At 46.6% G+C, this 12,842-nt stretch carries 9 protein-coding genes; 4 read left to right on the top strand and 5 right to left on the bottom strand.

The window, feature by feature from the left end; translation table 11 throughout:
* The first annotated feature begins 66 nt into the window (after nucleotides 1-66).
* Nucleotides 67-381 (top strand): DUF3301 domain-containing protein, encoded by a 315-nt coding sequence (locus J9B83_RS02540; RefSeq protein ID WP_211535160.1) that lies wholly within the window; start codon nucleotides 67-69, stop codon nucleotides 379-381.
* Between the two features lie 212 nt (nucleotides 382-593).
* Nucleotides 594-2,486 (top strand): methyl-accepting chemotaxis protein, encoded by a 1,893-nt coding sequence (locus tag J9B83_RS02535; protein ID WP_211535159.1) that lies wholly within the window; start codon nucleotides 594-596, stop codon nucleotides 2,484-2,486.
* An 84-nt stretch (nucleotides 2,487-2,570) separates the two neighbouring features.
* Here the strand turns inward: J9B83_RS02535 and gltX are convergent, their stop codons facing one another.
* Nucleotides 2,571-4,052: a glutamate--tRNA ligase gene (gene gltX / locus J9B83_RS02530; protein WP_211535158.1), complete on the bottom strand. Its 1,482-nt coding sequence runs from the start codon at nucleotides 4,050-4,052 to the stop codon at nucleotides 2,571-2,573.
* A gap of 102 nt (nucleotides 4,053-4,154) precedes the next feature.
* Entirely contained in the window at nucleotides 4,155-4,946 is a 792-nt protein-coding gene (gene xni, locus J9B83_RS02525; RefSeq protein ID WP_211535157.1) for a flap endonuclease Xni, read from the bottom strand.
* A 146-nt stretch (nucleotides 4,947-5,092) separates the two neighbouring features.
* Between xni and J9B83_RS02520 the strand changes: the two genes are divergently transcribed.
* Together J9B83_RS02520 and J9B83_RS02515 are read left to right on the top strand one after the other, a co-directional pair.
* Nucleotides 5,093-6,322, top strand: a complete 1,230-nt coding sequence (locus J9B83_RS02520) for a hypothetical protein (RefSeq protein WP_211535156.1) — start codon at nucleotides 5,093-5,095, stop codon at nucleotides 6,320-6,322.
* A gap of 207 nt (nucleotides 6,323-6,529) precedes the next feature.
* A complete protein-coding gene (locus J9B83_RS02515) occupies nucleotides 6,530-7,846 on the top strand; it encodes a TolC family outer membrane protein (protein ID WP_211535155.1) in 1,317 nt (438 codons plus the stop codon).
* Between the two features lie 109 nt (nucleotides 7,847-7,955).
* Here the strand turns inward: J9B83_RS02515 and xdhC are convergent, their stop codons facing one another.
* Genes xdhC through xdhA form a run of 3 tightly spaced genes read right to left on the bottom strand, consistent with a single transcriptional unit; the run spans nucleotide 7,956 to nucleotide 12,668 of the window.
* On the bottom strand, nucleotides 7,956-8,834 hold the full coding sequence (gene xdhC / locus J9B83_RS02510; RefSeq protein WP_211535154.1) for a xanthine dehydrogenase accessory protein XdhC: 879 nt from the start codon (nucleotides 8,832-8,834) through the stop codon (nucleotides 7,956-7,958).
* Complete coding sequence (gene xdhB / locus J9B83_RS02505; RefSeq protein WP_211535153.1) at nucleotides 8,831-11,170, bottom strand: xanthine dehydrogenase molybdopterin binding subunit; 2,340 nt, start codon at nucleotides 11,168-11,170, stop codon at nucleotides 8,831-8,833. The genes xdhC and xdhB overlap by 4 nt, the downstream gene beginning before the upstream one ends.
* Nucleotides 11,163-12,668 (bottom strand): xanthine dehydrogenase small subunit, encoded by a 1,506-nt coding sequence (gene xdhA / locus J9B83_RS02500; RefSeq protein ID WP_211535152.1) that lies wholly within the window; start codon nucleotides 12,666-12,668, stop codon nucleotides 11,163-11,165. Before xdhA ends, xdhB begins: the two co-directional genes overlap by 8 nt.
* Nucleotides 12,669-12,842: the final 174 nt, after the last annotated feature.

The following is a 12,842-nucleotide window of genomic DNA, read 5'->3' as shown; positions in this document are numbered from 1 at the left end:
TTCTAACAATGATTCGCTATGATGTAAAAGAACGTTTTAGTCTTCTTTTACAAACAGTTGGATTGCATGAATTTACAGCTTATCGACATCGTTATCTTCCTCTTAGTAGCCAGTGCTGGCTATGCATGGTGGCGTAATACTTCCATCAGAGAACAAGCATTGCTGCGAGCTAAACAACATTGTGAAACACTCAACTTACAATTATTGGATGGCAGCGTAGCAGGCTCTGGTTGGCGCCCTATCTGGCAAAAAGGCGAAGTCAAAATACGTCGTCGTTACTCGTTTGAATTCAGTTCCAGCGGCGTAGCTCGTTATTCTGGCACCATTACCTACCTTGGCACCCGTCAGATCGATATCTGGCTCAGTCCTCACGACTTTTAAGAGCCAATGCGTCACGGCCTCTCTGGCAAAATTCTTCTTTTTTATCCGTCATTTAATTGCAAATGGCGGGCTAGTAGAAATAGAATGGCGGAGTAAATACTTATAATTTAATAAGTAACATCATGATCATGAATACATCAATTAGTCTAAGAAGCATTTCATTCTTTATTGCTGTTCGATCCACTCAATAATAAAAAAGCGCAGGAAATACCATGCTGAATAACCTTAGCTTTCGCACCAAATTGCTCTCTTTACTTATCGCGGCCATTTTAGGCTTCGTGATTGTCACGGCTGTGGCACTTCAAGGGCTTAGTGTACAAGAAACCGCGTCGTCAAAGTTTGAACGTTTGACCGTTGTCGATAAGGACCTTGCTACGCTTAGCATGGCGCTAATGGAACAATACGAAACGCTTTCAAGTATTGACGACAACAGCTATGAAAACTTTGTTGAGTCCTTGAATATCAGCCATGACGAATTCATGCAGACCTTAGAGAAAGACGAAAACATTCTCATTGATCCTGAAGCAAAAAAGAACATCACCAACATCACCACAGCATTGGTCCACTACAACGATAGCTTAAGCTTATTAGTCAATCAGAAACGCATGGTTGGTTTTAACGGTTCTTCTGGCCTAAAAGGCAATATCACAGGTTTAGGCGAAAAGGTAACCGATGAGATATCATTCTTAAGTCTGGTAAAGCAGGAGTTTTTACCGGTTCGAGAAGCAGAAAAAAACTTCATTTTTGAACCGACACCAGAGAACAAAGCCTCTTTCATGGAACGTTATGAGAAGTTCTACAAGCGCGTTGTCAACTTTGGTCTTGAAGAACGTTTTGGTGAAACCATTAACGCTTATTTTGCTGCAATAGAAAAATTTGATGCCGAAAACCAAAATTTAGCTACTCTACAAGCAAATTTCGTTACCGCAAAAAGTCAATTTATGAAAACACGAGCTAAAGCAGTTGAATATATGGAGCTCGCTGTTGTGGAAGCCCGTCAACAGGCTCTATCCAGTTCTAATCAAGCCAGTATCAGCGTCATTATTGTCAGTATTGTGGTCGCCCTATTAGCAGGATTGATGATGATGGGCATTGGTCGTAGTGTTAACAAAACTCTTACTCAAATCATCAGTGACCTTGGTAAAGTAGCCAGTGGCGACTTAACCGCTCGCATGCACGTGAACAACAAGCGTAATGACGAGTTTGATTCTCTGTGTAACTCGGTCAACGCCATGACGGACGGCCTTGGCAATGTCATCGGCGAAGTGGTCGATACCACACAAGGCGTAAACAGCATGGTGTCCGAGCTTAATACGTCGGTGACTAATATTGCGAAAAGTAACCGCTCTGTCAGTGAACAAACTAGTTCATTGGCCGCTGCCACCGAAGAAATTTCCACTACGATTTCCAGCATTGCTAGCACTACTAACGACTTGAGTACCCAATCACAGCAGACTTACGAGTCCGCTAAAATTGGTGCCGAAACCATCAAAGGCGCGCTGTCTAATTTGTCTAGCACCATCAGTGTGGTGAATAAAACCAGCGATCAGCTTAACGAATTAGGTCAATTGTCGAAAAACATCGACAATGTCATTGGCATGATCAATGACCTAGCCAATCAAACCAACTTGCTTGCATTGAATGCAGCTATCGAAGCGGCACGTGCCGGCGAAGCGGGTCGAGGTTTCTCTGTTGTTGCCGATGAAGTGCGTTCATTAGCAGAAAAAACCGTCGATGCCACGTCTAAAATCACTGAGATCGTCAGCACCATCCAGTCGTCGACACAAACAGCCATTGAAACCATGCACAACGGTCAAGAAAGCTTGCACTCTATTGAAGAGTTCAGCGAAAAAGCCGAATTGGCCATTCGTGATATTGAACAAAATGCTCAGTCTAGCTCGGCTTTCTCAGTCGACATGGCACGCTCTATTCAGGAAGTGGCGAAAACCGCTGTCCACATGAGTGAAGAAATGGACAAGATCGCTCAACAACTCCAGAGCGACAGCAGCTATATTAATAATATTGAAGGCAATACCAGAGATATTCACAGCCAAGTAACCAACTTGGATAAGAAAACCAGCGTATTCACGACACGTCGTTCTTAACCTATCAGTAAACGCAAAAATCGTAAGATAAAAAAACCGGCTTCAAGCCGGTTTTTTTTATAACGCATACTTACTGCTCAACACTTACAAAGCAGCGTATTCTTTTTCCCAACGCTTCGCTTCTTTTTTAGACGGTCCACCCAAAACATTGACTGCTGTGCGCATTCGAGCGCGTGAAATGTCTGACCCTAGAATCGCCATGGAATCAAACACAGACACCGATGCTGTTGTGCCCGAGATGGCCACAAACAAAGGGGCAAAAAAGTCTTTTGGCTTCACCTCCAACGATTGCGCCAAAGTTTTCATTTCGTTGAAGATATTGTCTTTTTCCCACTTATTCAAAGCTTCTAGACGCCACAGAGCAAACTGCATGCCTTTACGAAGTGTGTCTTCTTCCATTTTGATGGTTGCAAAATCTTCCTTGGTAATTGGCAACATACCTTTTAAGAAAAAACCAGCCACATCCGCCACATCTGAGAAAGTTTCCACGCGAGGGATTACCAAAGGTAGAATCTTCATCAGGTATTCTGGGTTAAGCGCCCATTCAACGTATTTCTGCGCGAAAGCTTCTGGAGAAAGATTCTCGCGAATCCACATACCGTTCAGCCAGCTCAATTTTTCCACATCAAAAACAGGGCCACCTAAAGACACGCGCTGAATATCAAAGTGCTCAATCATTTCGTCCAACGAGAACTTCTCACGCTCGTCTGGCATAGACCAACCCATGCGACCAAGGTAGTTGATCACCGCTTCTGCCATGTAACCCATGCGCTGGTAGTACAAGATACTGGTGGGGTTTTTACGCTTGGACAATTTGGACTTATCAGGATTCCGTAACAATGGCATATGGCACAAGGTCGGCATGTCCCAACCAAAGTATTGGTACAACAAGATGTGCTTAGGTGCTGAGTTAATCCACTCTTCACCACGGATAACGTGGGTGATCTTCATCAGATGATCGTCTACCACGTTGGCCAAATGGTAAGTCGGCATGCCATCTGCTTTTAACAAAACCTGCATGTCCACTTGCGCCCAATCAATTTCGATGGTGCCGCGCAGCATGTCCTGAACGACACAAGTGCCCTCTTCCGGAATTTTCATGCGGATAACGTAAGGCACGCCTGCGTCCAGCTTAGCTTGTACTTCTTCTGGTGTCAGATTCAGAGCACGGCCATCGTATTTTTGTGGCAAGCCTTGTTCTTTTTGCTCAATGCGCATTTGATCCAATTCTTCCGTGGTTTCAAACGCATAAAAAGCGTGGCCTTTTTCAACAAGCTCTAGAGCGTATTGACCGTAGATATCACCACGTTCACTTTGACGATACGGGCCGTATTCGCCACCCACATCTGGGCCTTCTGCCCAATCCAACCCTAACCAGCGCAATGCGTCGAGAATCATTTTTTCCGACTCTGGTGTGCTGCGAGTTTGGTCAGTGTCTTCAATACGTAAAATAAACTTACCACCCATTTTACGGGCAAATGCCATGTTAAATAAGGCGATGTAAGCCGTGCCTACATGAGGGTCACCGGTAGGTGATGGCGCAATTCGTGTTCTAACCTCTGACATAAAAATCTCATTTATCCGTTGTCTGAAATGCCGCTATTATAAGCCTCTCACCGCGTTCGGGTAAGAGGCTGCAAGGATCTTTTCTTTCTAGAAGTTTGATATTTAGGAAACTTTACTTTTGCGGTAACGCAGTTGTGACAGTCGAACACCAATGTCCACATCGGTTTTCAAGGCAACAAGAGTCCTTGATAAAAGACACTGCTCGTAGCCACCGGCCAACATGCCTTGAATACGCTCTGAAAAGTGCGTCACGTTGTCGTAAATTGCTTCCACTGTATCGAACTGATTAATAATGCCCAATGCCGTTTTCGGCCCTATACCTTTTACACCCGGTATTTTATTGGTAGTGTCACCGACTAACGCCCAATAATTGGTAAGCTGATGGGGTTCCACTCCGTATTTACCCGGCACCCAGACTTTGTCGTAGCCTAATTTGGCAAAATAATCGTACAGCAGAATTCGCTCGTCACTAAGCAATTGCGTAAAGCCTTTGTCCGTTGAAATCACATAGGACTTCACGTCATTTTGTGCGGCTTTGACCGCAAGGGTGGCGATCAGGTCGTCGGCTTCCCACCCCGCTATTCGTAAACACGCAAAATCATTAAAACGAAACACTCGAGCAAAGTCCGGTAATGCATCCAACAGAGCATCGTCCATGGGCACTCGTCCTAGCTTGTACTCTGGGAATATCTGATGTCGCCATGTTTTTGCATTGGAATCAAACACCACCACCGCGTAATCTGGGTAGAACTGTTGGGCAAGTTTCGACAAAGCTTCTACGGCAATACTTTGAGTACGCTCCACCCTGCGCGCCGCATCTTGCTCAGATTCTAACGCGGCATATTGGCGACGGATCAAGTTCATACCGTCAATAATCAGTAATGTTTTATCCACTGCAAACCCTTATTTTTACTCGATTGTTTACTCGAATATGTTGCGCTCATGGGAAAAGGCTAGGGTACCATGTGTCAAGACTCATCACGACATCCTCTGGGTGTTCATAATACGATGGTAATAAAAACAGACAAAAGGATTCGGATATGAAAACACAGCCTCTTTACATCAGTCTTGGTCTTGCGTTTATCACCCTTCCCGTTGCAACAGCGGCTCCTATCGAAGCAGTGATCGGTTTAAATAGCAGCCAAATTGTCGAAAGTAATCAGTCTCTTAGCCTAGTACCGAACCCGGCAACCCTAGTCCCCTTAAGCAATAATTTCGCTCCTATTATCCAACCGCAAAACACACTTTACACCCATTGGTTTGAACAAATAAATCACAAGGTACGAGTCGAACATAAACACAGAGACCTGGCGTTTAAAGGCGAATTGACTCGCATAGAACAGGGTAATCGCTCGTTTTCATTATTGGTGGATGACACATCCATGATGTTACCAATCGATGATTTTTACCTTATACCACTAGAGAAAACGCCACAATCGGTTAAAACACAATCAGACGCTTACCCTGTTAGCTATCAGAGCAATCAACTTTCTTGGACACCTCAGCTCAGCTTTATTTTTGATAAAGGGCAAGTGACCTTGGCGCAACAAGCGCTGCTCAACAATCATTCTGACACCCCGATCACTCTCAATAAAAGCTTACTGCATTACTCAAACAGCGCCGCTCCGCAACTTTATAAAGCAGAACGCAGTGTCATGGCCATGAGCGATGCAAGTGCCAGAATTACTTATCAAGACAACGAAATTACCTACCCATTAGGCATACAAATTTTGACGATTCCGCCCCATTCCAGCATGTTAGTGCCGTTACCAACCAGCACCAGTGCCATCGACCAGCAAACCCATCAAGCAACCGTGAATACCTACTCCACTCGCTCATCTAAAGTCGCGCTGGATTTTTACAGCAACGTGCAATTCTCATTACCAACCGATGGTTTACCCGGCGAATATCGTACTTTTTGGAAAAAAGACAACCTACTGATCCCCGGCAACAATGTATCGTTAGACAGCGTGCGAGCCGATTCACCGCTCAATGTGGTGACGAATAAAAGTCGAGATATAACCGGAGAGCTCACCTTAATAAGCGCCACGTCGGAAACATTACCGAGTACGCAAGTATGGCGCGCCACCATAGAAAACCATTCCGGCCAAGCGCAGCAGTATTCGGTTGAACAAAACACCCATGGTTTTATCACATTATTAGAGGGGAAAGGTGTCAGTCAAAGCAGTGCAAAAAGCGTTTTGCTCAGTGGAGAAATAGAGGCAAACACAACAAAAACCATTACATATACCGTCGAAGTTAACAAGTAACCTCTCAGTCAAAGAACCAGTGAAGCGAGAAGGCGATAGCACATCGCCTTCTTTTGCATTAAGTTTCCACAATGGGCATTAATCAAAGGCATTCCGTTATGATATGGTCAACAGTCATAATAGATATAGCAAGAATGACACTGCCACAAGGCAAACTCTTGCGGTACTATTATAACTATATTTCATACTACGGGCCGACAGAGATCTATGAAAAAGCATATTATACCCTCACTTATTGCTGCTACTTTAATGAGCACCACGGCCTCCGCCGAAAGCATCTACGAAGTTTACAAACTGGCTAAACAGCACGATCCCGGTTTGCGCTCTGCCGCTGCGACTTATCAGGCCCAAAAAGAAAGTGTTACCGTCACCAAAGGAAACCTTTACCCAAGTATTAGCTTCAGCGGCAGTTTGGGGTATTCTGTAACCAACGGCTCTGTTTATGATGATGACGGAGTGTCTAATGAAATAGCATTGTCACTAGATTACCCCATTTATTCACCCGCACTGGGTTACGCTGTAGACGATGTGGAACTTGGTTCGACCAGCGCAGGCGTCAGCTTCGATAATTCAGAAGAAGATCTCGCTCTAACGACCCTGACCGAATATTTTAATCTGCTCATCGCACAGTCCACTCTGCAAACCACCGATGCCCTGGTAAAAAGTACCGCCAGCCAATTAGACCGAGCGAAAAAACAATACGAAGTGGGCTTAGCGTCCATCACCGATCTGCAAGATGCACAAGCCGAATACGACTCCGTTCGAGTCACACAATTGAGCGCTCAATCCGATGTGGCTTACGCGAAAAAAGCTTTATACCAGCGTACTGGTCGCGAGATTTCCAGCATTCCTCAGTTATCTAATGAATACCCAATTAGCTTAGACCCAAACATGACAGTGGATTCATTGTTAGTAAAAGCCCGCAAAGACAACAAAGACTTGCGCCTTTCTGCCATTGCCGTGCAACGAGCCGAAAACAACATCAGCATTCAAAAAGCCAACGGTCGAACGCCCACAGTTGCGATAGAAGGTGAACTCTCTCGTGCAGATACTGACTACAGTCCTAGTAGATCAACAGAGGGCCTAACAAATTCAGCAACTATTGCACTTGGCGTAAGTATTCCTTTGTACAGTGGTGGCGCGATTGACGCCTCGGTTCGCCAAGCGACAGCGCAAGCTGTGGCAGCGATGGAAGAAAAAGCCAGTTCTTTGCAAACCATTGAACTGAGCATTCGTAGCTTATATCTAGATTTGCAGACCTCCGTGGCGCAAATTGAAGCGCAACAGCAACTCATTCGTTCACGCACCAGCGCATTAGAGGCCACTAAAGCAGGTTATGATGTCGGCACACGCAATCTAGTCGAGCTGCTCGATGCGCAAACGAATTTGTACGATGCACAAAATACCTACGAGCAATATCGCTATAATTTCGTACTGAAAAAGCTCAGCTTGTTAGAAGTCACTGGTGATTTGACCGAAGACAAGATCAAAGAGTTAGACAAATGGTTGGTTGCTAAAATCTAAGCCACTTGCTTGCCAACAATGCCATTGTGACCAAAGACCCAGTCTTATAATCACAATGGCGTTTTTATGGTGTTTTTTAGTGTCTAAGCAGCACTAAGTTGCTTGAATACTAAACATGAACGTCATGATTAACGACGTTGTTTATGTCCTTCCATGTCAAACCACTGGTTTTTTTACGCGTCTTGCTGCCTGTCTCAGGCTGTGTTTGAGCAATCTGAATCACTTGCCCTGCAATGGAAATAGCGATCTCAAAAGGCTTTTTACCTGTAACGTTTTCCAAGCCAACCGGACAACACACGGAGTCTATTTCCACTTGGCTAAAAGAAGCGCTGGCAAGGCGCTTTTTGAATCGAAGCGCCTTGGTTTTCGAGCCAATAAGACCAATAAAACGGCAATCCTTTCGATCCAGTAACGCCTCGACCAATTGATAATCTAAAGCATGGTCATGGGTCATGATCAAAGCAATTTCGTTAGCGACCATCTGTTCAATATGATCCAGCATGGACTCATATTTTCTTACCTTCACATTGTCAGCCAAAACCTCTTGCTGGCGTTGATCAACCAAGTCTGTGCGGCTGTCTACCCAGGTAATATTGGCCTGCATGTTACCGAGCACCTTTACCAAGGTAGACGCTACGTGCCCCATGCCGAACACGGTAATTTTAGTCGCGGGTTCAGGAAAGTATTCCAGCAGCACACTCACAGTGCCGCCACAACATTGATTGCTTTTTGCCGCCAAAGGAAAATGCTCAAACACATGGGACGTCGATGCTCTGTCTTGCAACATAGCGCGAGCTTTTTGGCATACGGCGTATTCCAATTGCCCTCCGCCTATGGTGTCGAAACTATGAGATTCCGTGATGATCATTTTACTGGACGACTCTCGGGGTGAAGAACCCTGTGTGCCAATCACCGTTGCCATAACCCAAGCTTGCCCAGATTGTTCCACGTCGTTTAATGCCCGTATCCAACTCATCGAAGACATCATAAACGCGCCTCCTGATAATCACGCGCTGCCTGCATGGCGTAATACACTGCCTCCGGCGTGGCTGGCGCTGCCAATGGCGGTGAAAACTGATGATCGCACACAGACGCACAGGCGTCTTTCAGCGCACACCAAACTGAAATCCCCAGCATCAGTGGCGGTTCGCCTACGGCTTTTGAGCGATAAATCGACTCTTCGCTGTTGGCACGTTCGAACAATTTTACGGTGAACTTTTCTGGCACATCCGCAGACGTTGGAATTTTATAATTGGCTGGGCTGTTGGTGGTAATTCGCCCCTTTTCGTCCCAGCTTAGCTCTTCCGAAGTAAGCCAACCCATGCCCTGCACAAACGCGCCTTCGATTTGACCAATGTCCAGTTCGGCATTTATGGAATCGCCCACATCGTGCAAAATATCGACTTGCGTGACCTTATACTCACCCGTAAAGGTATCCACAATGACTTCAGACACCGCTGCGCCATTGGCAAAATACAAGAAAGGTCGACCTTTCGCCGCTTTTCGATCGTAGCCAATTTTTGGTGTTTTGTAGAAGCCCGTCGACGACAAAGAGACGCGATTCATGTATGCCAATTTGATGAACTCAGGAAAGCTCATACTTTCCTCGCCCAATCGCACCAGATCATCTGAAATAACGAAATCGTCAGGTTGAATACCATAATGCTCAATAGCAAAGTCGCGTAGTCTGTCTTTGATGGTGTTCACCGCATCCAACGCCGCCATGCCGTTCAAATCCGTTCCGGCAGACGCCGCTGTCGGAGACGCATTCGGCACCTTGTCGGTGCGTGTTGAACTGACATTCACCCGCTGATAATCAATACCAAACGCCTTGGCGACAATTTGCGCCACCTTGGTAAACAGCCCTTGACCCATTTCCGTGCCACCATGGTTAATATGAACACTGCCGTCTGTATAAACGTGTACCAAGGCACCGCCTTGGTTTAGATGCTTAGAAGTAAAGGAGATTCCGAACTTAACAGGCGTCAACGCCAAACCTTTTTTCACAAACCGATTCTGGGCATTAAACGTCTGAATAGCCTTCCGACGAGCACGATAGTCTGAGCTAAGTTCTAATTCTTCGATAAGAGTGGGCAAGACGTCGTCGTTGATTTTTTGCCCGTAGGGCGTGGTATCTTTACCCGCTTGATAGCAATTCAGCTTACGAATATCTAGGGCGTCTTTGCCCACCGAACAAGCAATTTCTTCGATGACATTTTCCGCCAGTATCACTCCTTTGGGGCCGCCAAAACCTCGGAATGCCGTGTTGGAAACGGTGTGAGTTTTACCGCGATAGCCACTGATTCGAGCGTTTGGTAAGAAGTAAGCATTGTCCGCATGAAACATGGCACGATCCACCACGCCGTCAGACAAATCCGCTGTGCAGCCGCACTTTCCGACCATGTCGTATTCAGCCGCGAGAATTTCCCCCGCCTCGTTAAACCCAACGTGGTAGGTATTCCAAAAATCATGACGTTTACCGGTTTGCACCATGTCGTCTTGTCGCGGCATACGATATTTCACTGGGCAACGGTTACGTACCGCCAACACAGCGGCCATACAACCCAATACCGCCGCTTGTGACTCTTTTCCCCCAAAGCCGCCGCCCATGCGGCGCGTTTCCACCAACACCTGACCAACGGGCAACCCGAGCACTCGCGCCACCAGCTTTTGCACTTCGGCCGGATGCTGAGACGAAGCGAAAACTTGAACGCCACCGTCTTCATTAGGTACGGCCACACTGATTTGACCTTCAAGGTAAAAATGCTCTTGGCCCTTGATGTACATTTCAGATTGAATGGTACGAGGCGCGCTTTTCATCGCCGCTGGCGCATCGCCAGATTGAATCGTATGAGTAGGCAACACAAACTCTTGACGAGCCAAAGATTGCTGCGGCAACAAGGTCGCTTCACGTACTTGATAAACAATCTCGGCCAATTCAACCGCTTGCTTAGCGGCGCGCAAACTGGTGGCCGCCACGGCAAATATAGACTGCCCAATATAATGAACAAAATTTCCTGCCAGCAGTAAATCGCCACTGAGCACAGGCGACACATCCACTTCGCCAGGAATGTCCGCCTGAACAATCACATCAACAACGCCCGGATACGCGCGAACTTTATCCAAGTTGATCGACACAATGTCCGCGTGCGCTTCGGTGGATTTACCGGTCGCAATATGCAATTCATTTGGCCATTCTGGCATGTCGTCAATGTATACCGCTTGGCCTGTCACATGCTTTATCGCTGACTCATGAATGGGCAAGGCGCCTTTTTGGCCTGCGTTCTTGTCGCCTAGGGTAAAATCTTGAGGTAATTTACGCATGATTCGTCTCCTCATTACCCGTTATTAAAAGAGTGTCTGACACCGCGTGCCCCGAAAACGTCACCGCTTCTTGGTTGTTCAGTGCCAGCCAGGCTTTGCGAATCAGGTTACACGCCATGTCTAATCGATAACGAGACGAAGCGCGCACATCGCTCATGGGGTGAAGCTCGGCACGTATTTTCTCAATCGCCCGTTGCAAAGCCTGCTCGTCGTTAACCGACACTTGGGTTAGTGCTTGTTCGGCGTTGACTGCTCGAATGGGCGTGCCGGCCATACCGCCAAACGCCAAGCGAACCTCGGTAATCTTATCGTCCTCGATGGCAAAACGCGCCGCCAACATGACGCTGGAAATGTCGTCTTCCATGCGTTTCGACACCTTGTAAAAGCGATGACATTGAGCCAACTTTTCAAGTGACACAGAAAACGACACTATCCATTCATCGGTGGCTAACAGAGTTTGTTTGTAACCTTGATAAAAATCGTTAATGGAAACCGTTCGTGTGGTGCCATCCACGTTGAGCAATTGCATGTCCGCATCAAAAGCCAACAATAAAGGCGGTATGTCCGCAATGGGAGAAGCATTGGCCACATTGCCACCAAGCGTGCCGCGGTTACGAATCTGGCGAGACGCTATGCGGCTCAGCAATCCAGAAATGTGTGGGTATTTATCTTGGCAATAGGTTTCTAAATCGGCGTACGTGACAGAGGCACCTAATGTTAAATATTGGCCATCGTCTTGGATCGTCGTCATTTCAGTCACTTGCGACAAATCGATTAAGTCATCAAAGTCATGATAACGCTGGGTATTTTCCAGCATCAAATCGGTACCTCCGGCGATCAACACCCCATCAGGGCAGGCTTTTTTCGCCGCAATAAGTTGAGCAAGATTCTGCGGCTGAACATAATTTCTCGACTTAGACCCATCATCAGCCAAAGAAGCTGAAGACTCTAACTCACTAAGCGTCTGCTTTACTTTGTGGTTTTGACTGAGCAGTGCCACATAATCAGGCTCGACCTGCGTCATCGACAAACCCGCGTCAATAATAGGACGATAACCGGTACAGCGGCATAAATTCCCCGAAATAGCATCGCAGACAGACTCACGGTCAATAGATTGCTGGGTGCTTTGTCGTTCTTCATAAAGGCTGGCTAAGGACAATACAAAACCAGGGGTACAAAAACCACATTGGGAACCGTGGCATTCTACAACCGCTTGTTGCGCCGGATGCAAGGCGTTCTGTTGAGACAAGTATTCAACCGAAACGAGGTGCTTTCCTGCTAGGGACTGAATCGGCGTGATGCAGGAATTCAACGTGGTGTAACGCAACTCACCCTCTTCCAACGCACCAACAAGCAGCGTACAAGCGCCACAATCACCGGATGCACACCCCTCTTTCGTGCCCATCAAGCCACGCTTTTCCCGAAGATACCGCAAAGCGGTGTAGTCGCTAGCCAGCGTATTGTCTTCGATAAGCTCATCATTCAGTAACAGTTTCAAGGCAGTCTCCTTTTAAAAATACCATCGACCTTTGCTCTATGCCTGAACAAAATGCAAAAACTTGGCCAATCGGTCAAACTTTTATTAGAAAGGAAATCAATGGGGATGACAATAGGTTTTCTTAACGCCCAGCGGCTAAGTCGCCGTTGCTAATTCTGAGTCAAACCGGATAAT

The sequence above is a fragment of the Marinomonas vulgaris genome (assembly GCF_018145875.1).
In the GTDB taxonomy this organism is placed as follows: domain Bacteria; phylum Pseudomonadota; class Gammaproteobacteria; order Pseudomonadales; family Marinomonadaceae; genus Marinomonas; species Marinomonas vulgaris.
Note: the sequence above shows the minus strand (reverse complement) of the source record. Positions and strands in the feature narration are given on the sequence as shown.